The 22,688-nt window shown below is 46.9% G+C and carries 20 protein-coding genes; 14 read left to right on the top strand and 6 right to left on the bottom strand.

Annotation, left to right across the window (positions count from 1 at the left end):
* The first annotated feature begins 57 nt into the window (after nucleotides 1–57).
* The 12 genes from gspG to cysG are packed head-to-tail and all read left to right on the top strand — an operon-like array spanning nucleotide 58 to nucleotide 11,330.
* Nucleotides 58–492 carry a type II secretion system major pseudopilin GspG gene (gspG, locus tag BMX44_RS00560; RefSeq protein ID WP_090627234.1) on the top strand — a complete coding sequence of 145 codons (435 nt, stop codon included), beginning with the start codon at nucleotides 58–60 and terminating at the stop codon, nucleotides 490–492.
* A gap of 16 nt (nucleotides 493–508) precedes the next feature.
* On the top strand, nucleotides 509–1,693 hold the full coding sequence (locus BMX44_RS00555; RefSeq protein WP_090626979.1) for a type II secretion system F family protein: 1,185 nt from the start codon (nucleotides 509–511) through the stop codon (nucleotides 1,691–1,693).
* Between the two features lie 35 nt (nucleotides 1,694–1,728).
* Nucleotides 1,729–3,381 (top strand): GspE/PulE family protein, encoded by a 1,653-nt coding sequence (locus BMX44_RS00550; RefSeq protein ID WP_425433704.1) that lies wholly within the window; start codon nucleotides 1,729–1,731, stop codon nucleotides 3,379–3,381.
* Nucleotides 3,362–4,189: a hypothetical protein gene (locus BMX44_RS00545; protein ID WP_090626976.1), complete on the top strand. Its 828-nt coding sequence runs from the start codon at nucleotides 3,362–3,364 to the stop codon at nucleotides 4,187–4,189. Before BMX44_RS00550 ends, BMX44_RS00545 begins: the two co-directional genes overlap by 20 nt.
* Complete coding sequence (locus BMX44_RS00540; RefSeq protein WP_090626975.1) at nucleotides 4,186–4,737, top strand: PilN domain-containing protein; 552 nt, start codon at nucleotides 4,186–4,188, stop codon at nucleotides 4,735–4,737. Before BMX44_RS00545 ends, BMX44_RS00540 begins: the two co-directional genes overlap by 4 nt.
* Nucleotides 4,719–5,312 (top strand): hypothetical protein, encoded by a 594-nt coding sequence (locus BMX44_RS00535; protein WP_090626973.1) that lies wholly within the window; start codon nucleotides 4,719–4,721, stop codon nucleotides 5,310–5,312. The genes BMX44_RS00540 and BMX44_RS00535 overlap by 19 nt, the downstream gene beginning before the upstream one ends.
* A complete protein-coding gene (locus BMX44_RS00530; protein ID WP_245738767.1) occupies nucleotides 5,309–5,908 on the top strand; it encodes a hypothetical protein in 600 nt (199 codons plus the stop codon). Before BMX44_RS00535 ends, BMX44_RS00530 begins: the two co-directional genes overlap by 4 nt.
* The gene (locus BMX44_RS00525; RefSeq protein ID WP_090626972.1) at nucleotides 5,908–8,223 is read left to right on the top strand and encodes a secretin and TonB N-terminal domain-containing protein; all 2,316 of its coding nucleotides are present in this window, start codon (nucleotides 5,908–5,910) and stop codon (nucleotides 8,221–8,223) included. The genes BMX44_RS00530 and BMX44_RS00525 overlap by 1 nt, the downstream gene beginning before the upstream one ends.
* The gene (locus BMX44_RS00520; RefSeq protein ID WP_090626970.1) at nucleotides 8,224–8,745 is read left to right on the top strand and encodes a type II secretion system protein; all 522 of its coding nucleotides are present in this window, start codon (nucleotides 8,224–8,226) and stop codon (nucleotides 8,743–8,745) included.
* A gap of 10 nt (nucleotides 8,746–8,755) precedes the next feature.
* Nucleotides 8,756–9,157: a type II secretion system protein gene (locus BMX44_RS00515; RefSeq protein WP_090626968.1), complete on the top strand. Its 402-nt coding sequence runs from the start codon at nucleotides 8,756–8,758 to the stop codon at nucleotides 9,155–9,157.
* On the top strand, nucleotides 9,158–9,901 hold the full coding sequence (locus BMX44_RS00510; RefSeq protein ID WP_090626966.1) for a hypothetical protein: 744 nt from the start codon (nucleotides 9,158–9,160) through the stop codon (nucleotides 9,899–9,901).
* Nucleotides 9,902–9,944: 43 nt separating this feature from the next.
* Nucleotides 9,945–11,330: a siroheme synthase CysG gene (gene cysG, locus BMX44_RS00505; RefSeq protein WP_090626964.1), complete on the top strand. Its 1,386-nt coding sequence runs from the start codon at nucleotides 9,945–9,947 to the stop codon at nucleotides 11,328–11,330.
* Between the two features lie 48 nt (nucleotides 11,331–11,378).
* On the opposite strand, the gene BMX44_RS00500 is transcribed toward cysG, so the two are convergent.
* The 3 genes from BMX44_RS00500 to BMX44_RS00490 form a co-directional block, all read right to left on the bottom strand.
* Complete coding sequence (locus BMX44_RS00500) at nucleotides 11,379–11,975, bottom strand: hypothetical protein (protein ID WP_143056854.1); 597 nt, start codon at nucleotides 11,973–11,975, stop codon at nucleotides 11,379–11,381.
* 824 nt (nucleotides 11,976–12,799) lie between these two features.
* Nucleotides 12,800–13,657 (bottom strand): DMT family transporter, encoded by an 858-nt coding sequence (locus BMX44_RS00495; protein ID WP_245738766.1) that lies wholly within the window; start codon nucleotides 13,655–13,657, stop codon nucleotides 12,800–12,802.
* A gap of 19 nt (nucleotides 13,658–13,676) precedes the next feature.
* Entirely contained in the window at nucleotides 13,677–14,783 is a 1,107-nt protein-coding gene (locus tag BMX44_RS00490; RefSeq protein WP_090627230.1) for an aromatic ring-hydroxylating oxygenase subunit alpha, read from the bottom strand.
* Nucleotides 14,784–15,033: 250 nt separating this feature from the next.
* Between BMX44_RS00490 and BMX44_RS00485 the strand changes: the two genes are divergently transcribed.
* On the top strand, nucleotides 15,034–16,440 hold the full coding sequence (locus BMX44_RS00485) for an adhesin (protein WP_090626959.1): 1,407 nt from the start codon (nucleotides 15,034–15,036) through the stop codon (nucleotides 16,438–16,440).
* Nucleotides 16,441–16,539: 99 nt separating this feature from the next.
* Nucleotides 16,540–18,726 carry a primosomal protein N' gene (locus tag BMX44_RS00480; protein WP_090626957.1) on the top strand — a complete coding sequence of 729 codons (2,187 nt, stop codon included), beginning with the start codon at nucleotides 16,540–16,542 and terminating at the stop codon, nucleotides 18,724–18,726.
* A 95-nt stretch (nucleotides 18,727–18,821) separates the two neighbouring features.
* Here BMX44_RS00480 and BMX44_RS00475 read toward each other — a convergent pair whose 3' ends face one another.
* From BMX44_RS00475 to BMX44_RS00465, 3 genes are all read right to left on the bottom strand, one after another.
* A complete protein-coding gene (locus BMX44_RS00475; protein WP_090626955.1) occupies nucleotides 18,822–19,589 on the bottom strand; it encodes a flagellar brake protein in 768 nt (255 codons plus the stop codon).
* Nucleotides 19,590–20,036: 447 nt separating this feature from the next.
* Entirely contained in the window at nucleotides 20,037–20,642 is a 606-nt protein-coding gene (gene mepK, locus BMX44_RS00470) for a peptidoglycan L,D-endopeptidase MepK (RefSeq protein WP_090626953.1), read from the bottom strand.
* A 71-nt stretch (nucleotides 20,643–20,713) separates the two neighbouring features.
* A complete protein-coding gene (locus BMX44_RS00465) occupies nucleotides 20,714–22,354 on the bottom strand; it encodes a L,D-transpeptidase family protein (protein ID WP_090626951.1) in 1,641 nt (546 codons plus the stop codon).
* Nucleotides 22,355–22,688 lie beyond the last annotated feature (334 nt).

The following is a 22,688-nucleotide window of genomic DNA, read 5'->3' as shown; positions in this document are numbered from 1 at the left end:
TCTTTCATGATTAGGAACTATCATTGAAGTATTTTGTGTTGAAAGAGGATCAATATGATGCATTTTGGATATAAGCAACGACAAGTCTGGTTTCAACGTGGCTTTACTTTGCTTGAGTTACTTGTCGTCATGGTTATTATCGGTCTGTTGGCGGCCTATGTCGGCCCGAAATATTTTTCACAAGTGGGTAAATCTGAAATCAAAATGGCACAGGCCCAGATTGATGCCCTGGAAAAAGCATTGCACCAGTATCGTCTCGATGTTGGCAGCTATCCGACGACAGAAAACGGACTCTCTGCACTGGTAGCGCAACCAAATGATGAACCTAAATGGCAGGGGCCTTATTTATCCAAAGTGCCGCCTGATGATCCCTGGGGTCGTCCTTACGTATACAAATATCCGGGTGACAATTCTGAGTTCGATTTGTTTTCAATGGGAAGGGATGGACAGATTGGCGGAGAAGGCGAGGGAGCTGATATTACCAACTGGTGAGCAGGTCAATTGAACCATGCGTTATGAAGTAAAAGCTGTCATGTCCGACCAGGGTGCTGTGAATCTTGAACTTGAGGCAAGCAGCGAAGAGGAAGCACGGCGCCAGGTAACAGAGCAGGGCGGTATGGTGTTGAGTGTCAAGCGAAGGTTTACCGGCCTGTCGTTCAAGTCCAGAACGCGTTTTCCGCTGGTTCATTTCAGTCAGGAGTTGCTGTCGCTGATCACTGCGGGCCTGAGTCTTGTAGAATGTCTGGAAACACTGGTGGATAAAGAGCAGGACACAAGCAACCGGAAGCTTATACACGGCTTACTTGAGCGGCTTTACGAAGGTATAACTTTTTCACAGGCGCTTGAATCATATCCTCAGGCTTTCCCAATGCTGTATATTGCGACGGTTCGGGCTAGTGAGCGCACGGGTGATCTGGCAGAAGCCCTGACACGTTTTGTAACATACCAGACACAGATGGACTTTGTCCGCAAAAAACTGGTAGGGGCCTCGATCTATCCCGTGTTGCTGCTGGTTGTGGGATTGCTGGTGTCGCTGTTTTTGCTGATTTTTGTGGTGCCCAAATTCAGTGCTATCTATGATGACATGGGCTCTGATCTGCCCTGGATGTCCGTGTTACTGATTGAATGGGGGCATTTCGTGCAGGAGCATGGATGGGAGCTGGCCATTTTTTTCATCACGTTGCTGGCGGTTATAGCCTATGCAGTCAGCCGAGAGACATTTCGCGTCTATCTGCTGGAATTACTGTGGCGGATACCTGCAATCGGTGAGCACATGCGTGTATATCAGCTGGCCCGTTTTTACAAGACATTGGGCATGCTGCAGCGCGGTGGAATTCCGATAACGCAGGCACTACAAATGGTCAGCGGTTTGTTGCAATCGCATTTTCGACCCAGAATCGAAGCCGCGGCGAATCGAATTCGTGAAGGACAAACCATTTCCAGCGCGATGGAGATGGAGGGGTTGACAACAGCCGTGGGTAATCGCATGTTAAGAGTGGGTGAACGAACAGGTCTTATGGGGGATATGATGGAGCGCATCGGCGCTTTTCACGATGAGGAAATTGCTCGCTGGGTTGAGTGGACTACAAAATTGATTGAACCTATTCTGATGGCAGTTATCGGTGTCGTTATCGGCGGCATTATTATTTTGATGTACTTGCCAATTTTTGAGCTTGCAGGAAGCATCAATTGACAGAGACGCTTGCGCAATCCCACAAAAAGCAATCGCTGAATCTCAACGATGTCAGCCTTGCATATGCTCAGGCGAGCAAGCAAGGTGTTTCGGTAGTTGAACTGCTTGAGGAAACCAGCGGATATTCGCCCAGTGAACTGATTCAGGAATTGGGACAGCTGCTGCATATTCCGGCACTGGAAATGAAGACAATCCACGCACTTGAGCCGGCTTTCGATATCCTGCCGTTTGCCGAAGCGGTACGGCATGAATGTGTATTGTTCAAAACGGATAACGATTTTTTACTGATTATCAGTAATCCTTTTTCACCGAAGCTGCGGCTGTGGGCTGAAGAACGTTTTGAAATGAAAGTTGCGTGGCGTCTGGTGCATCCTGCTGATTTGGCGGCTTTCTTTACGCAGCAGGAAAAAAATATGCGTGCCATGGATCATGTCTTGCCAGATCAGGATCTGGACGAAATTCAGAGCACCATTGAAGATCTTTCATTAAAAACCATTAACGAAGGCACCAGCCCGGTGGTTCGTCTGGTGCATTCTACACTGTATGATGCACACAAATCACAGGCAAGCGATATACATCTGGAAATGGTGGTTGGCGCACTGTCGATCAAATACCGGATTGATGGCGTTCTGATGTCGGTGGGTGTGATTAAAGGCGCCGATCTGGCCGAGCAGGTGATTTCCAGAATTAAAGTGATGTCAGAACTGGATATCGCTGAGCGGCGTGTGCCACAGGATGGGCGTTTCAAAGTATCCATACAGGGAAGGGAAGTTGATTTCCGGGTTTCCATCATGCCGAGCATCTTCGGTGAAGATGCTGTATTGCGGATTCTGGATCGTCAGGCATTGTCTGATCATGTAGAAGGACTGACACTGAACCATTTGGGATTTAGCGCTCCGGATATTGCAACTTTGCGTCGGCTCAGTTCAGAACCATATGGTATGTTGCTGGTTACAGGTCCGACCGGAAGTGGAAAAACAACGTCGCTATACGCAGCCATTTCAGAAGTCAATCGAGGTAATGACAAGATTATCACCATTGAGGATCCGATCGAATATCAGCTGGCGGGAGTGCTGCAAATTCCGGTAAATGAAAAAAAAGGACTGACATTTGCACGAGGATTGCGTTCAATCCTGCGGCATGATCCCGATAAAATCATGGTAGGCGAGATTCGCGACGCTGAAACGGCCCAGATTGCGATACAGGCTGCACTGACGGGGCATCTGGTTTTCACCACGGTACATGCCAACAATGTGTTTGATGTGATAGGCCGCTTTGCCCATATGGGCGTGGACCCCTATAGTTTTGTATCGGCGTTGAATGGTATTGCTGCACAGCGGCTGGTGCGCTTGTTATGCCCGCACTGTACAGTGGATGAACGTCCCACTGACGAACAGATAAAAGAGGCCGGTATCGAACCCGAAGCTGTGAGCAGTTTTGTATTCCGAATTGGAAAAGGGTGCGGTCAGTGTCGTGGCAGTGGTTACAGAGGACGCCACGCAATTTCAGAAATACTGATTTTGAATGATGAAATTCGCGAACTGATTGTGGCTCAGGAACCGATACGCAAGATCAAGGAGGCGGCCAGGACAAACGGTACCAAGTTCTTGCGCGAGGCCGCGCTGGATATGGTCAGGAAAGGAGAAACCAGTTTAGAGGAGGCCAATCGTGTCACCATTGTGGCGTGATCGAATAGAGGTGTTTTTTGCACCCGGACGTATAGATCTGGCACGCTCGAAACGTGGCATAAAACCAGTGCAATTGCCTGTGACTACTGAACTGATTGATAATGATGCAGGTGCGTATCCGGCATGGTTGCAGACCGTGCAGCAACTGGAGCTATTGTTGGCTGAAACTGCTGGCGTCAGTATGAGAGTAACACTTTCAAATCATTTTGTTCGTTATGTAACCCTGCCGCCACAATCCGAAATTACCTCACCCGAGGAAGTACTGGCGTATGCGAATTTCCGTATGCGGGAGATTTATGGCGCGCGCGTAGATCAATGGGTGCTCAGTATCAGCTCGTGGAGCCCTCTATATGGTGCTGTCTGCGCGGCGATTTCACAGGACTTGCTTGTCAAACTTGAGGAATTATCAGCACGACATCAAATCACGCTTGAAGGTATCGAACCGTATTTGACCGTGGTTCTGGATACATGGAACAAAGTAATGGACAGGCACAGGTCTTTTGTCGCTTTGGTTGAAACCGACCGGATTTGCGTTGCTTTGCTGGAGGATGGTGTCTGGCGGAATATACGCAATCAGCGTGTTTTGAACGACACGGTCGGAGAGTTATGGGCGACGCTGGACCAGGAAGCCGTATTGTCTGGTCAGAAAGAGTCTGCTGAGCAGGTTTTTCTATTTGCGCCTGAACATCCGGAATTGACGCTGCCCATTGAAAGCGGCTGGCAAACTGTGCCATTACAAAATGATCGAATTTCCGCACCAAGGTATTTCCCGGTTGTTATAGCGGACAAGCGTAAGGAAGGGACATGACCCGGCTGAAATTATCTTTTCCATATTCGGGTCAGCAGTCACGCACTATTGATCTGACACTGTTGTGCATAGGATTGTTCGCCGTACTGGTTGCTTTTTACCAGTTCAGACAAATTGCCGAAGAATCGGGCACGCTAAGTGCGCGCGTGGAGCGCCTGGAAAAGCAGCAATCCGGTACCGCTGCGGTTTCACGCTCACGCCCTTCATCGCGTAAACGGGAGATTGGCCATGAGATCGGCAAGGAGCTGCAGAATGCCAATATCATTTTGGGACAGATCAATTTGCACTGGGAAGGGTTGTTTGATGCCATAGAACATATTGTCACCGAAGATATTGCGCTACTGGCGCTACAACCGAATGTTTCTAACCGGGTTTTGCGGATTAGCGGGGAAGCGAGAAATATGGCCGTATTACTCGATTTTATCGAAGCGATGGAACGCGAAGTTATTTTTGAAAAAGCGCATCTTGTCAACTACAAAATCAAACAGGACAATCCCTATCGTCCAGTCGATTTTCTGTTAACCACCATATGGACAACAAAATCTTGAGGCGCGATGTAATACTGGCGCAAAGTCAGCGGATTATGCTGTTACTCCGCTGGCAGGTGGCACGTTTGGGAAATACCGGTAAAATTGGCGTGGGCCTTCTGGTCGTCGCCGGTATTTTTTTTATAGGTGCTGTTTTGCCTGAACAAAATGCGCTGGAGACGTTGAGGGAACGCGAAAAAATACTGAGGCTGCAAGTTCAATCCGGATTGGACGGCGCACCTGTGGCTGAAAAAAAACTGACCAACGACCAGGCACTACAGCAGTTTTATAATTTTTTTCCTCGTTTTGATTCATCGCCGTTCTGGATACGCGAACTGGTGCGTGTCGCGCAAAAGCAGGGCCTTGAAATTAACAGCGGTGATTTTCGATTAACACTTGAACGGGACTGGCGGTTGTCCCGGTATGATATCACTATGCCCGTCTCAGGCCGGTATGCCCAGATTCGCGCATTCATGGCAGATGCGCTGGAAGCTGTCCCGGCACTGGCAATTACAGGATTTTCCATTAAACGCGACAATGTCCAGTCTGCACTGCTTGAGGTGCGATTCGAGATGAGCCTTTATCTGAATGAATGAATACGATGGATGCAGCAGAAAAAAAGCGAAAAACGATCATTGGCCTGGCGCTGGTGGCAACACTGATAGCCGTTGTGCTGGTTGAAGATGAAGAAGAGATGGCTGTAGATACGGCGCAGCCCGTAGCGCCAAAACCAATGAAGCGGGCGGCATCAGGGAGAGCAGACGCACAAGCCGTACACAATGATTATCTGGACGTCGGTCGGCTTGGTCAGAGAAAGTTCGACCCGCAGGCCGGGGAGCTGTTTGCGTCAACTTCATGGGCGCCCAAACGTCCGCCGATCAGCCCGCAGGAGCAGGCGATCAATGCACAGAAACGTGCCGAAGCGGAGGCCAGAGCGAAAGCAAAAGCAACTCCTCCGGCTCCAACGCCACCGCCGCTGCAGTTTAAATATATCGGAAAGGCCATTGAAGGCAACAAAATCTGGGTTTTTCTTGCACAGGATGACGAAAACTTTATAGCCAGAATTGGTGAAAAGGTCGATGAAAAATACCGTCTGGATACCGTCAATGATGAATCGGTCACTTTGACCTATTTGCCGCTGAACGTAAAACAAACGCTTTCTATAAATGATCAGCAGACAGGAAAATTTTGATGAGAACGGATAAATGCGCTGTTTTTTTATTGATAACGACTTTCATTATCAGTGGTTGCGCGATAAATAACAAAACGTTCGGTACCCGCAACAAGGCGTTTGAAGAGGGACAGCAACTGATTCAAAGCGGTGAACTGGAGCTGGGATTGATGAGGCTGGAGCAGGCAGCACAGGAGGAACCGAATAATAAGGAAATTCAAACAGTCTTGGTTCGGCATCGCGACGCCGTGTTAGGAAAAATGCTTGCTGATGCTATTAACACGCGTCTGTCCGGCGAGCTGGATCTTGCCGAAGAAAAATTCTTGCGGATTCTTGATCTGTTCCCGCGCAACGACCGAGCGCAGGCAGGACTGGATGCAGTCGGTCAGGACCGTCATCATATCGCTTCTGTTGAATACGCAGAGCAGCTGCTGGCGCTCAATGATGTTGAGGGCGCTGAAAAAGCGGTCAGAACCGTGCTGCAGGAAAACCCGATGCAACCGCAGGCCCGCGAATTTATCAAAGAACTCAACAAGCATATTGCCCGCGCAGAGAGCATGGACCTGACCTTGGAAACCGCGTTCAAGAAACCGCTGTCAATGGAGTTCAAAGACACCGAACTCAAATCCGTTTTTGAAATCATGTCGCGAACGGCGGGCGTCAATTTCGTTTTTGACAAGGATGTACGTCAGGAAGCCAAGATTTCTGTATTCGTGCGCGACAATACGGTCGAAGATATTCTTAAATTGCTGCTGATGACCAATCAACTGGCATATACACGTCTGAATGACAATTCCCTGTTGATTTATCCAAATACACCGGCCAAGCAAAAGGAATACCAGGAATTGATGGTGCGCAGTTTTCATGTGGCCTATACGGATGTCAAGCAGATGGTGGCCATGGTTAGAGGACTGGTCAAGGCCAAGGATATTTACGTCAATGAACAACTGAATCTGTTTATCATGCGCGATACGCTGGAGGCGATTCGTATGGTAGAGAAGCTTGTGTCGCTGAACGATCTGCCCGAGCCGGAAGTCATGCTTGAAGTATTGATACTTACTGTGAGCCGCAATAATAATTTTCTATTAGGACCCAATCTGCCGCAAAGTGCTAACTTCAGTTTCACTCGCGCGGCTGTGCCGGGTGCCGAGGCGGCGGCGTCGGTGACCTTTGATGCGATCAGTAACGCGGGTTTTCCAAATTTAAAAAGTTTTGCCATAACTGACCAGGTCAAACTGGATTTTCTACAGAACGTCTCGCTGGGTGATGTGCTCGCAAATCCAAGGGTGCGGGTCAAGAACCGTGAAGCGGCAAAATTCCACATTGGTACCAAGGAACCAGTTTTTACGTCTAACGTTGCAGCGGGTGTGAGTGCCGTGGTGACGTCGACACCGACATTTATTGACGTTGGGACGAAACTGGATATCGAGCCGGTCATCAGTACCAACAATGAAGTGACGATGAAAGTCCAGCTTGAGGTCAGTTCCATTACTGATAGTCGACCTGCTCCTGATGGGCGAAGCACGGCACCCGTGATTTCGACGACTAATGCGGAAACTGTTCTGGTCTTGAAAGACGGTGAAACGCAGGTATTGGCTGGGTTGCTTGAGGAATTGGATAACCGGTCTGTCAGGGGGTTGGCAGGCTTGATCAATATTCCGGGTTTGGATCGCCTGACTTCCGGACAAAAAGTTGATCGAACCAAGCGCGAGATCGTATTGCTGCTGACACCACGAATTATTCGCAATATTTCGCAGCAAAGCCAACTCGAAAGCGAATTTCATTACGGTACTTCCAACGAGGCTGGTAAACTGCCTGTCAGAATACGTAAGACATCGGCCGGCGGTCTGGCGATAGCGCCTGTCGGCCCTGCGGGCAGGGGTGGCGCTTCTTCAATATTGAGCCGTGGAGCGCAGGCGTTTTCGTCTGACAGTTCACGTGTTCAGCCTAATCCGTTTGCGCAGCAGGCCGCAATCAATGCCGCAGGTGAACCAACACTGACGATACAGGCTCCAAGCCTCATGACATTTGAAAAGGAATTTTCCGTGAGAGTCAGGCTGGTCGGCGCCAGGGCCTCTGTATCCGGCGAAGCGCTGGTCAGTTACGACTCGGATATGCTGGAACTGCTTGACGGATCCGGCAACACGGGCACACATTCGATTAAATTCGGCAAGAACGAACCCAGTGGCATGGCCGCGCAGTTACGTTTCAAAGTGATTACACCCAATGAGGGCGAAACAGAGATCAGCGTGCAGAGCGCCGCCGGTGAAGATTCCGAAACAGGCGAATCGCTAGAGATCTCACTACCAGAACCTGCGACTATAAAAATTCAGTAAATGATTCGGTACAAGACCTGTTTCTGCAAATTTTATCGGCAACGCGGCTTTACACTCATTGAATTAATGATTGTGCTTGCCATCATGGCGGTATTGGCTACTGCCGCAATACCGTTACGCGAGCTGACGGTCAAGCGCGAGAAAGAACAGGAACTGCGCATTGCGTTACGTCAGATACGTAATGCAATCGATGCGTATAAACAGGCTGCAGATGACGGTCGCATTGAGATAAAGGCGGACGAATCCGGTTATCCGCCAACGCTTGAGGATCTGATCAGGGGTGTGCCTGACATTAAAAGCGCTGATCCGAAAAATATTTATTTTTTACGGCGCCTGCCGCGTGATCCGATGTTTGAGGATATGGATGTTGCCGGGATCGAACAGACGCCGGCAGCCGAAACCTGGGGGCTTCGCAGTTATGAGAGTTCAGCTGAAAACCCCAAGGAGGGTGATGATGTTTTCGATATTTATTCACTTTCGGAAGCGATCGGTTTGAATGGCGTTGAATATTCCAAGTGGTAATTGTGCGCTAATGTACCCCAAAAAACAGGTTGCAGTTGTGAGCGATGAGGCCGGGTTTACGTTGATCGAGCTACTGGTGGTAATGGCTATCATCGCCACGTTGTTGAGTATTGTCGCACCACGCTATTTTAACTCTGTCGAAAAAGCCAAAGAAGCGGTTTTGCGGCAAGATCTCAAAATCATGCGTGACGCAATTGATCAGTATTACGCAGATTTTGGAAAATATCCGCTTGATCTTGAGGAACTTGTTGACAGGCGCTATTTACGCAATATACCCATTGATCCGATGACTGAAAGTAACATGACTTGGGTTGAAATGCCTTCCCCAAATGAAGATGAAGAAGGTGTCTACGATGTTCACAGCGGTTTTACGGGCAGGGCGCTGGATGGAACATTTTATGAAGAGTGGTAAATGAAAAAGCGCTCGGACAAGGGTTTTGTTTACCTCTGGGCGTTGTTTGCTGTGACGGCGGCTGGTATAGCACTGGCAGCTACAGGACAGATATGGCAGATTAAAATGAAGCGGGAGAAAGAATTGGAGTTGCTGTTCATAGGTGATCAGTACAGAAAAGCAATCATGTCATACTATAACAGCCAGGTAGCAGGCGTTCGAGAATTTCCTGAATCATTGGAAGAGTTGCTGGAGGACAAGCGCGGTCCTGCGACAGTGCGGCATTTAAGAAAAATTTATATCGATCCCATGACTATGGAGGATAAATGGGGGGTTGTTGAGGAAGAGGCAGTTGCGCAGCAGGCACAGAGCCAGAATAATAGTGCAGGAAATGCGAATCCTGCCGGTCCTGCCAGTAACACATTGGGAGGAAGTCAGATCAGTTCCCGCAAGGGCATCACCGGAGTGTACAGCCTTTCAAATCAACAGCCTTTGAAAAAGGACAATTTTCCGGACCATTTTGCCAAATTTACAGAGGCAGAAACCTACCAGGACTGGCAGTTTGTTTTTTCAAGTGATGCCGGGGGAGAAAACAAATCAAACCAGGCAAACCAGCAGAATCAATCAGGATCGGCGGGTACGTCCTCCTCGCTGTTTGGTGCATCGAGTGGTGCAGGAACATCTGGTGGAGGCACGGCCTCGCCTGCGTCTCCCTTTGCTCCACCTGCGAGCGGACAAACTGGACAGAATCCTTTTGCGCGATAAAATAACCAAGTAAGTAGGCATTGATTTGTATGGTGCAAATGAAATGGATTTTCTGCCCGTTTTCCTGAATGTCAGGAATCAGCGCTGCCTGGTTGTTGGTGGCGGATCCGTGGCTTTTCGCAAGATTTCGTTGTTGCTCGAAGCGGGTGCTGCGGTTCATGTCGTTGCGCCCCTACTGGCTGAGTCGGTAGCAGTGCTGCTGCAGCAGAATAAAATCACGCATGATTCAAGCGGATTCAACCCAGACCATCTGAATGGATGCACGCTGGTAATAGCAGCAACCAGTGATTCAATTACAAACCGCAGGATATACGAGTCTGCCGCTGCAATAAATATTCCCGTCAATGTGGTGGACAGTCCTGAATTATGCACATTTATCATGCCCGCAATCGTTGACCGTTCGCCGTTGATGATCGCTATTTCCAGCGGAGGGCATGCACCTGTACTTGCCAGAATAGTGCGTTCCAAGCTGGAAACATTGATTCCGCATACATATGCCCGCTTGGCGTCCTATGCGGCAAAGTTCCGCCCTCTGGTAAAAGAGCATTTTGTGCACAAAAAGAACAGGCGACTGTTTTGGGAAAAAGTCTTGCATGGTCGGTTTGCAGAAATGGTTTTGGCTGGAAAAGACAGTTCTGCGCACGATTATTTTCAGCAATTGCTGAAAGATGCATTGGATAACATACCTGAAGGTGAAGTTTACCTGGTCGGTGCGGGACCTGGTAACCCCGATTTGTTGACATTCCGTGCCATGCGGTTGATGCAGCAGGCCGATGTGGTTGTCTATGACCGGTTGGTATCGCCGGATATCCTGAACCTTGTTCGGCGCGATGCCGAACGTATTTATGCCGGTAAGGAGCGTAACCACCACACACTGAGTCAGGAAACCATTAACCAGCTGCTGGTACGGTTGGCGCAAGAAGGCAAGCGTGTACTCAGACTTAAAGGAGGTGATCCGTTTATATTTGGTCGGGGCGGTGAGGAAATTGAAACGCTGGCAGACCATCGGATTCCATTTCAGGTTGTGCCCGGCATTACTGCCGCTTCAGGTGTTGCGGCGTATGCAGGTATTCCGCTGACACACCGAGATTATGCACAATCTTGTATTTTTGTGACGGGACATCTGAAACACAATGGTCTTGATCTCGACTGGTCTTCTTTGGCGAGACCGAATCAGACGATTGTCATTTACATGGGTCTGTTAGGGCTGCCAGTATTGTGTCAGCAATTAATCGCCCACGGTTGTCCGGCCAATACCTCGGCTGCCATCATTCAGCAGGGCACCACGCAAACACAAAAGGTTGTAACTGGCTCGCTGGAGACATTGCCGAAACTGGCAGCAGATGCGAAGCTTACAGCGCCAACGCTGATTATCGTTGGCGAAGTTGTGCGACTGCACCAGAGACTGGCCTGGTTTGAAGCTGACTAAGAGTGATGATTCAGATTTGCTGTTAAAGTATAAAGAATAGAAAAATCGTTATTCAGCTAAGTTAAGGCGCTGTTTCCCTTTTTTACTACGATTAAGGCGCAACATTATCATGAAGCCTGTCGCGGCAATTAACAATGTAGCCGGTTCTGAAACAGGCGCGCTGAAGTTTGTAATTGTTGCGCCGGCGAATACACCCTGTTGAACATTTTGCGCGTCAAATCTGAATCCAAAACGCTGGCCGTTATGAACCATGATGTCTACGTGTTGAAACAGGCTGTTATCCAAATTGTGTGTGGCTTCAACTGAGTGAATACCGTCCACGACAGTAAAGAACGACAGGGTCGGTGCGTAGGCGCCAAATGGTCTGAAAATAAGGCTCATGATTAAATCAAACGAAACCATTCCTGTTCCGGCCGCCACCGTTTGATATTCAAGGAAAGTATTAACCGGATAGTTGTATGAAGGGTTGGCAATTTCGAAATTTATTGATTGTGCTGTTGGGTTGTCGACACTCAGTGCGCCCGTGAGACCGCTTGTAGTAGACCAGTTGGCGACATGATACGGGCCGTTAAAGCCATTAATCATAGCGGCATGAATGGTTCCGGAAAACATTAATACTAAGAAGCATAACAATAGGTTTTTCATTTAATTATTCCTTTATGTTGGCATGTAGCATTGTTTTGCGAACAGTGGGTGCATGCCAGTAGATACTAATGTTCTTCGGGACGCGCCGCAGAAAGTATTTATATTTAATGCAGTAGCTTAAAAACGGGAGATAATATCATGTTTTAGTTTATAAAATATGAGAAATTCTTATCTTGTCTTTTAAACTGATATCACACACAAACAAGTATGGTATTTGTTACGGCTATAGTGGCCGTCAGCTTGAGAAAGCTGGCTCATGGTTTGAGTATCATGCTTGCCTTCGTATCCTGCCTGGGTGCACCCAGAATAAAAGCCATTGATTTAAAATAATATTTGTAGAAATGAAGATTTTGTGAAGTTTTTGTCAATTAAATGTGAAATTTTTGTAAAGTTTTTGTGAACTTTATGTTATGATGTGCATCAAAATTGATAAAGAAACTTTACTGAGTCGTTATTTCTAAAAACTTTTTAAATGAGGAGAAAATTATGAAAAAGGAAAAACTGCCTAAAACCTATTATGGAATGATAATTGTTTTGTTTATGTTCCTGGTACTTGAATCATTTGTTGTTTAAAGAAAACAAAACAAAATAAAACAGTTCTAAGCGTATCCAAAAATAATAATAATAAAAACAGAAAAACACCGGCTTCTGGCCGGTGTTTTTCTGTCTATATATCTGAAAACCTTGTCATTTTGCTATTTTGTTATGTTTGAACAAGGCATGTATACATGGCTGGTAAAGCATGTGATTGATCGCAGACTAAGAAAATGGCTTTTGATATTACTGATAAATTCACCTTGAGCATTCTTGTTGGGGAGTATTTGTCAGTTGCGAGCTTTCAAAGCTGTGTAATGCTCAAGAATACCACTTAAGGCGCCACCTGCAATAATGAAGCACATGCCAAGCCAGGCGACAGAGGGCAAAGTTTCATTCCAGACCAGAATGCCCCAGATTCCCGCAAATAGAACGGTGCTATAGCCCAGTGAACTGACAACCAGCGTTGTGCCTGTCCGGTAGGCGCGCGTCATTGCCAGTTGTGCCAGTGTGGCGGTGATGCCAATGCCGATCAGCAGATAAATATTTTGGAACGTAACAGGATTGAATGCGGTCAGTAGCAGCCATGCACCTGTGATCAGCGTGCTGATCAGCGTAAAGTAAAACACGACTCGCCATTCAGACTCACCCAGGCTGCCCAGTTGACGGACATTCAGATAGGCTATTGCCGCAAAGAAACCGGAGGCCAGCCCAAGACACGCGGCTATCCAATGGTCATTATTCAGCGTCGGCCTCAACAGGAATACGACACCGACAAACCCCAGTGCGATGGCAAAGACCATTGGCCAGTGCAACTGTTCCCTGAGAATGAAAGTTGAAAACAGCGCCATAAACAGTGGCCAGGTGTAATTGAGCGAAATGGCGGTAGCCAGTGGCAATTCGGTGATGCAGTAAAAAAACATCAACAGACTGCCAAGTCCTGCCAGGCCCCGGCTGCAATGTGTTTTCCATTGCCCCGTTTTAAGTGTGAGACGGTGGTGGCGTACAAACAAATAGGTAATCCCGACGCCCATCAAGGACCGGTAGAACACCAGTTCAATACTGGTAAAATGACCCGCGCTGAGTTTGACCAGAACCCCCATGCAGGCAAATAAAAAAGCGGCTACCAGCATCCAGATTGATCGCATTGCTAGAGTATGAGTATGTTTACAGGAAAGGTGTTACTTCACGACGGAGAAACTGATGGAAATGGACCATGCCTGCTTCCATGGGCATTTGATAAGGCCCCGTTTCGTTGATAGATAACTTATATAAAGCCCGGCGACCTTCAGTCATACGTCTGCATATTTCTTCATCCTCTGCAGCAGTCTCCATATAGGCGGCCTGCTCTGCTTCGACAAATTCACGCTCGAAAAGCACCATTTCCTCAGGGTAATAAAATTCAACAACGTTCATACAGTGCTCAGTGCCGGTAGGTATGATGGTGCTGATAACAAGTGTGTGTGGATACCATTCCAGCATGATATTAGGAAAATATAATAACCATATTGCACCATGTTGTGGGGGCTCGTTTTCATGGTGGGCCAAAACCTGTTGCTGCCATTTTTCGTATACGGGTGTCCCGGAGCGTTTCAGGTGCGCGCTGTTGACGCCAACAGTTTGAGCGCTGTACCAGTCTCCAAACTCCCAGGTTAGATCGGCAGTGCTGACGAAATTGCCAAGTCCTGGATGAAAAGGATCGACATGGTAGTCTTCGAGATAGACTTCAATGAAGGTTTTCCAGTTGCAATTATAGTGATCGATTCGTATTGTATCGAGCAGGTAATCGGAAAAATCAAAATCATGCATTACGCCGAGGCCGGCCATGTCTTGAGCGACTGTGCGTTTGCCGCTGAATAACAGGCCGTTCCAGTTTTGCAACGGTGTTCTTTCCAGATGCAAGCAGGGATTTTGATCAAAGTGCGGTGCGCCCAGTAACTGGCCATCCAGTGCATACGTCCAGCGATGCAGGGGACAAACAATACTTTTTGTGTTGCCCCTGCCTTCGAGGATACGTGCCTGGCGGTGACGGCAGATATTGGATACTAAATCGATACCCTCTTGATGACGGATCAAAATTTTAGCATGATGCAGCCATTCGGGCACATAGTAATCTCCGACCTCAGGCACCATGATTTCATGGCCAATATAGCTTGGCCCGTTATCGAACAAAAGTTTTTTTTCGGCCTCCAGTATTTTTGGGTTGAAATACCATTCAATGGGCAACTGGGTTGATGATCCGGCCAGTTGCGCAATTTCTGTCATGTCAGACATGTTAAACATCCTATCTTAATCCGTTCTCCGCAGTGTATTACTGACAGCTTGGAAAATTAAAAAGCTATAATTTTAAGGTCAAAAAATCAAGATAAGAAGAACCTAAACGAAACAGCTTGGCTATAATAGTGGTTGTGATAGAAAATTTCCGTATCCTTCTATCAGTCAATTAACATACAAAATGCATGTGGTTTTGATGCAATACAACCATTTAATCGATTAATTTATTAAACATAAAGAGAGAGTTTTGATGAGACGCAATCAAAAGATTCGAATGAATCCATGGGTTTGCCTGGCTTCTGTTGCTCTGGTTGCTGGACTGACTGCGTGTGGTGATAGTGATACAGACGGTATGAGCAGCAGTAGCGAAACATCGACTGCCAAGCGTGTGATGCCAACCGGGGCTGCCACTGGTGTTTTGCTTGACAGCCCTGTATCGGGAGTTACGTATAACGCATCGTCTGGTAAAAGTGGTGTGACTAATGCGGCGGGTGAGTTTGATTTCAATTATGGTGATACTGTTGAATTCAAACTGGGCGAACTTGCCTTGGGAAAGGTACAGGGTACCCCGATCGTAACACCGATTGATCTGGCCGAAAACGATGAAAAGCGACTGATCAATCTATTGATATTATTACAATCACTGGATGAAGATGGTGATGCGACAAACGGTATCAACATTACCAATGAGGCAGCGGCTGCTGTGACTAACGCTATCAAGCTTAATAAAGAGCCTGAAGCGTTCGCTAACTCGTCTGAGTTGCAAAGTGTTCTGGAAACTGCCGGTATCGAGCATGCAGCTAAAACGGTTGAAGAAGTCAGTGAGCACTTTATGGTTTCAGGTGTAACTTCCTTGAGTGCACAAATTTGGGTAAATTTTAGCGACAGTACCGCCTCGGTATTGCGCGTTGCTGCTGACGATAGCGGTGAATATCTGCAGGGCCAGGCAACCCCCGATGATTCATGTGATGAGAACCGGGTATGTGGTGGTCGTACTATTGTTCAAGCAGGCATCGAGCATGGTGTTGCCAAGGCTATCGAATTCGATACCCGCGGTTTCAAGGTTATCGGGGAAACGTCGATTGACACCAACTTAAAAGCCGGCCTGTCCGATCCTGGTCCCACTCGCCGTATCCGTACAGATGGTCTGGACATGATTCACTCCGACATTGTGACGGTACAACGTGAACGAGAACAGAAAAGCGTCTTTGGCGAGATGTTTCATATTGCCAAACCGATCGAACTGAGCGATGAGAATGAAGTGGTCGAGAAGGAAATCAAAGAAACGCGATTTTCAAGAATCGATAACGATCCTGAGGGCATAGTCGGTGCATGGGCGTTTGATGCGGATGCTATTAACACAAAAATGCTGGTATTTTTTGTCAATAATCGCGTCATTTCGATTGATCCGATTGGTGAGGGCGCGCGCGATAATCAGGCACGGTGCGCCAAACCGGGTGTGGAATTTGCAACGTACGACTACAATAAAGGCAGCAATCAATTGAAAGTCTCCAGCTTTACGTATAATACGGACGGTTGTCTAGGATTCTCTGGTAGCGATGGTGCGCACCGCTTTACCATAGATTCGAGTGGTGATACGGCCAAGCTTGAAGTTCAAGGCGAAGATCCAGTAACCGTCTATCGCGTTTCCGGTTAATACGTCGCCGTAATCGTTTTTTGATTTAACTCATATGCCGCTGAGTTGCCGGAAGATATATATTTTCGGTGATTCAGCGGTGGTCCATTTTCTCCTGATATGCCCATTCTGCGTGTCGCACTCAATATTCCTGTCGACACGTTGTTTGACTATATTGCAGAAGAAGCCGATGAAAACGATATCGGTTTGCGTGTCTGTGTTCCATTTGGTAAAAAGAAAGTTACCGGTATCGTTCTGGACATCTGTTCAGATTCTGATGTGCCACTGGAAAAGCTAAAATACATCATCTGTATTTTTCGTGATATACCGCCACTGTCAACTGAGTTGCTGGCGCTTTTGCGCTTCTGCAGTAATTATTACCACCACCCTTTGGGTATGGTCGTAATGAACAGCCTGCCAGGCAAGATCCGCAGTAATAAGCCGGTCAACTTAAAGGACACAGCGAGTCATGTTGGGTTTGTGTTAACCGAAGCTGGTCAAGATATTGATATTTCGACCTTTCCTGCACGAAATACGTTGAGGCGTCGTTTGTTGACTGTTTTGCAAAATCAACAGTTGTTGACGATACGGCAAGCCAGAGACATTTCACCACGTGCAGTCAATATTTTGAAAGACTGGTTGGATAAAGGCTGGCTGGAGGAAGCAGTCGAAGCAGGCGGTGATTCGATTAAAAAAAGTGTTCCAGAGTTGACGGAAGATCAGTCGGTTGCCGTTACTGATATTACCGAAAAATTCAAACAATTCGAGACCTGGGTTTTACATGGCATCACTGGAAGCGGTAAAACTGAAGTTTATTTGAGGTTGATAGACCGGGCACTCAAAGAAAACGTTCAAACATTGGTGTTGATTCCGGAAATCAGCTTGACACCACAACTGGAAGCCGTTTTTCGCAAACGCTTTGCAGCTTCTCGAATAGTCAGTTTACATAGCGGTCTGAATGATACCGAGCGGCTGACCGGATGGCTGCAGGCACAACAAGGGAAGGCGGACATTATTCTTGGAACAAGACTGGCAGTGTTTACGCCGGTGCCGAGATTGGGACTGATTATTGTTGACGAAGAGCAGGATAGTTCTTTCAAACAACAGGATGGGCTGCGTTACTCGGCACGTGATCTGGCCATATTTCGCGCAAGGCAGATGCGAATACCGGTAGTGCTTGGGTCAGCTACGCCTTCACTGGAAACTTATTATAATGTTACGATTGGCAAATACCGCTGTTTGCGTTTGCGCAGTCGCGCTGTCCGTAATGCTGTATTACCGTCGGTTGAATGTATTGACATGCGGCCTGAAAAAACTGCAGATGGCTTGTCAGCCCGGTTAATACACGCTATTGGAAAATGTCTGGAACGTCAGCTGCAATGCTTGATTTTTATTAATCGTCGTGGTTATGCGCCAGTATTGTTGTGTCCTTCCTGCGGGTGGGCAGCTGTTTGTCAACGCTGTTCCAGTCGCCTGGTCGTTCATTTGCAAGATAAGCGGTTATCCTGTCATCACTGCGGTCATCAGGAATACTTTCCACGCGCATGCCCGCAGTGCGGGAATCAGGATATGATTCCATTTGGGCGAGGTACTCAGCGTATCGAGGAAGCCCTGGCAACGCAGTTTCCGTTGGCACGCATCCAGCGTATCGATCGTGACAGTATACGCCGCAAGAACTCTTGGCAAACGATTCTGCAAGCTATCCACCGACAAGAAGTTGATATTCTGGTTGGTACGCAATTGCTGGCCAAGGGGCATGATTTTCCGAATCTGGCGCTGGTAGGTATACTGGGTTCGGACAGATCTTTATATAGTACTGATTTCAGGGCAGGTGAGCGTCTGTTTGCGCAGCTCATGCAGGTAGCCGGCCGTGCTGGTCGAGCTGCTGTTTCCGGCAGTGTTCTTGTTCAGACTGAATTTCCACACCATCCGTTGTATCAGGCGCTGCGTCTGCATGATTATGATGTACTGGCCGAGTCGATTCTGGCCGAGAGAAAAATGGCAGGCTTCCCGCCATTTGTGTATCAGGCGCTGCTGCGCGCAGAGGCGCACAATTTGCCCAGAGTGATGGACTTCTTGGGTGCGGCACAGAAAATAGCGCACTCTTATCATGTCGGTATAGAAATATTCGATCCTGTTCCAGCGAATATGGCGCGATTGAAAGGTATGGAGCGTGCTCATCTGCTGGTGCAATCCCGTTCGCGCGGAAAATTACAGTCGTTTTTAGCGCGCTGGTGTGAACAGTTGAGTGTCCTGACCGCATTTAAAGTGCGTTGGGTGCTCGATGTGGATCCTATCGAATTTTGAAATAATTTTGACCGAATTGAATCTCAGCTTTGTTTTTCAGTTATAAATGGTTTCGATTCTGCAATCTGAAAAATTAACAGGGACATTTCCAATGCTTAAGCGAATTCATCCATTAGATTCTGATAAATCAGGTTGTGCAAAAGAAGGTTTTGGTCATTTTGCAGCGAGGTAAATTTAATGCCGTAACATAGTGGATTCAATGCGTTTGTATGGGAAATGTTGAATGACTGAACATTTCCCTTTAATTGCAATTTGGTTTTGAGGTCATGCAGATTGATTTCAAAAGCAATATCAATAGCCGTGTTGATGCCGCCTAATTCTTGGTTGGTTTCAATTTTTGCTCCTGAAGTGCTGATATCAGTGATGATGACGGGTGAGGTAATGCTATTAACTGTCGCTTCTATATTTACGTTAACGCGCTTGGATCTGCGAATTTGCTTGCCTGAAATATGTTTTGGAAATGTTAAATGCAAATATTTGAAAGGTAGCGTTATAATTTTTTCAACATATGAAGTGAATTTGAACAGTGTTTGTCCATTGAAATAAAAAACAAATAATTCATCGCCTTCCAGAAGTGGATATTCATTGATTTTAGCGGCGTGAGGTTCTGAAATCAGCAGTCCTAAATTAAGATAGTACCCTATGAGTTTGGCCGTGTAATATGTAACCTGGGTAGGACTTTGTGATTTTTTTGCCAAGGAAGTGGGCTGGACCTGCAATTTGTCTGTAATTCTTAACTGCATGTCTTTAAAAGAAAAAACAGTTTCGTTTGTGGTATCTTGTTTTTTCCGGGTTGTAGCGTCGCTGTTTTTAGTGGAAGTAGACGGCCTTTCTATATCATTTATATTTTCGGTTAAATTCATAAGCCACTGTCACTCCTGTAAAAAAGCTAATTTTCAATCAAAGAATTGGAAAAGAAGGTGTTAAATATTCCCCAAGCATCATGCAGGCCCGGAAGGTTTAGATTACCAGCCGGTTTTCTGTCTCATTTGTACTTCTGCAATAATCGAAGAACTCCGTTTAGTTAACGGCAATATTGGTTGGGACAATAGTTTTTTTGTACGAATAGGGCATCCCAGCAACGCAGTGACGAGGCCGGATATTCGCAATATGCCTTTTTCAAGGCATGATTTGCCGGTAGTAGACTGCTGGTACAGTCACGGGGCTATCGCGCCAATATTGCTGGGGTGCAGGTTGATTTCATCAGAACCAGGTATCTGGTGTGTCTGAATTAATTGAATATGGATGCGTGTGCTATTGTTATCTGGGGCAGTGGAATACAGTTCCGGTTTAACCGTCAGGTCCGTGTGTTATCCTCTCCATTGACGAACATGTCCGGTATCAATATGAATAAAATCGGATTTTGGATAATAACCGACTCCACCAGCCTGTAGTGACAGTGCTGCATTGTGTAGGTCTGAAAGCATATGTCCGGGCAGGCGCAGATCGATTGCCTTACCTTGCATATGAAGACTGCGTTTTGCCACCCCATTGCTGCGTGCGCTCAACTGCGCATTGGTAGCGGGTGAACGGTAACCGGATATCACATGAAACTCTTTTTTTGATCGCATTTTGTAGTTTAGAAGTTGCAGCATATCCAGCAGGTTAGGATCAATTTCGTAAGTTTCACCGGTACGGTGGTCGCGCAATACTTTTTTGATCGCCGTTAAACCCTCTGAGACATATTGGCCTTCTGCCCAGTATGTTGTTTTAACCCGTTCACCCGTGTGCAGATTCAGCAAGGCGAGTTTGCGTTCATTCAAATCAAGTGGGGATGCTTGCACATTAGGCAGAGCGAGTAGTGTGCACGCGCCGATGCCGGCTTTCAAAAAATGGCGGCGACCATATTTCTTTTTATTGAATATCCTGACCGAATCTGAGTGATCTCGGGAGTGGGAGTGTAAGCTGGTTGACATTCTAGATCCTCCTTGTGTGAGTGTTCGAACCCTAACATGATTTTTCATAATTAACAATGCAGTAAATGAAACTACCAGCGCGTTAAGGCGAGAGCTCGTTTGTCTCTTTGATAGCTATCCGGTGAATAATGTATGTTGTTTTCGCTGTCTATCCAGGCTGTCAAATACACAATAAAGGTCGGCAGCGGCTCGGGAAGATTAATTTGTTTGGTTTTTCCGGATTCGATCTGTGCTTTCAGAGCTTTTTTCGTAAATTGTTTTCTTAGCGCGAATTCTGCCAGCTGCAGTGGTTTCTCCAGACGTATGCAACCTGAACTAAAGGTGCGAATATCTTTTGTAAACAGGACTTTGGTGGGCGTGTCGTGGAGATAAATGCTAAAAGGATTCGGCAGCATGAATTTGATAGTTCCCAGCGCGTTGTGAATACCGGGATCCTGGCGCAGGATATACGGAAAACCACGCCTGATTGCCAACCAGTCGATGCTGTCTGGGTCTATCGGTTCTGCGTTGTAAGCATAGTCGGAATAGACCTTGATATTTTGAGATGTAAAGTAATCTGGATTTTTCTGCTGTTTGGGCAGCAGATCCTTGCGGGCTATACTGGCCGGAATGTTCCAGTAGGGATTAATAATCATATGTGTGATACGACTGTTAAAACTGGGCGTTGAGCGGTAATCACGACCGACAATAATACGCATGTCTAGCATATACTCATCGTTTTCCACAGCGGCTAGTTGAAAGCCTGCAATATTTACGAGCAGATACCGATTGCCCAGTTCGCGTGGCAGCCATCGCAGGCGTTCCATGGTAATGCGCAACTGCTGTATTTTTTCGTTGGGCGTTTTATTGAGCGCATCTATGGTATTTTTTCCGATGATGCCGTCAGCATTCAATCCGTGTTGCAGTTGAAAGGCCTTAATGGCATTGACTAGGTTGCGATCATATAGTCTGCTGTTTATGGTCTCTTCCGAGTGGGGCAGATCATATTCAGTTTTGCCATGTGTTTCGTAGGCCTGATCGATACGTATGCGTATTAGTGGAATGGCATGATGCGATTCGCCGGGTCGAAGCAACGGAATATTCGGGATATGTTGCCAGGAAACCCCGCGATCAGCCAGGTCGCGAAATTTCAACAGCACCTGCTTGAGTAGATGATAATTAGGTATATTGGGTGCCAGCCCCAGAAGTGATTGTTGAAAGGTGTCAGTATCTACTGTCGATTGTAAGAAGTTGATCGCATTGAAAGTCGGTTGTGGAATGTGCCAGTCAGGATCGAGTCTGGAAGCGGTAAATCGTCCACGGTATAAATCGTTGCTAAACCGCAATAATGACAATGTTGTCAGAAATTCAAGCTCGAAGCGCTCGGATGGGTTTCGCGTTCTGAATAACTGCATTAGACGATCAAGTCGGTACTCCCGGCTCTCCAGCCCTTCATTTTCAGCGGTGGCAATAAAAGACAAAGCGGTTTCCAAGCGCGACAATTGTGCGATGGAATCAGTCCATGCGGGCCGATAGTTTCTTGCAGAATAAAAGTCCTGCAGTTTGGTCAGATCAACGTATTCATGTCGCGGGTCATCAACGTACTGGGACACGAAAGTGTTTAGCGCCAATTGCAGATTTTCGTTGCCGGATGTAGTGGCCTGACTTAATGTAGTACAGTGTAAAAGTACCAGTCCTGAAATAAAATTAAAAAAAAACGTTGTTGGTGGCATATTTGGTATTGATTAAGAAGTTCCAGATTGGCCAGTTAATATTGATTGGTGAGATTGGTATAATTTGATCAATAATTTTGATTTATGTTGAAAATAATCGATTGTTACTGATGTATATGGCCTGATTAACGGCATTTTCTCCTGTTTTCTCAGCTTAAATAAATAATCTGATCATGTGCAGGCTGATATCGGTAAGAAATTCCCGCTACCCATTGCGTAGAACAACACCGGATATCACAAAATGTATTGTTCTGTTTTTGAAATTACAGTGTCAATACCCAGGCTGTCGGTATGAGCGAATGATGCTAATAGCGACCCTTATTTCTGCAAAATT

The organism is Nitrosomonas marina (genome assembly GCF_900110145.1).
Lineage (GTDB): Bacteria > Pseudomonadota > Gammaproteobacteria > Burkholderiales > Nitrosomonadaceae > Nitrosomonas > Nitrosomonas marina.
Note: the sequence above shows the minus strand (reverse complement) of the source record. Positions and strands in the feature narration are given on the sequence as shown.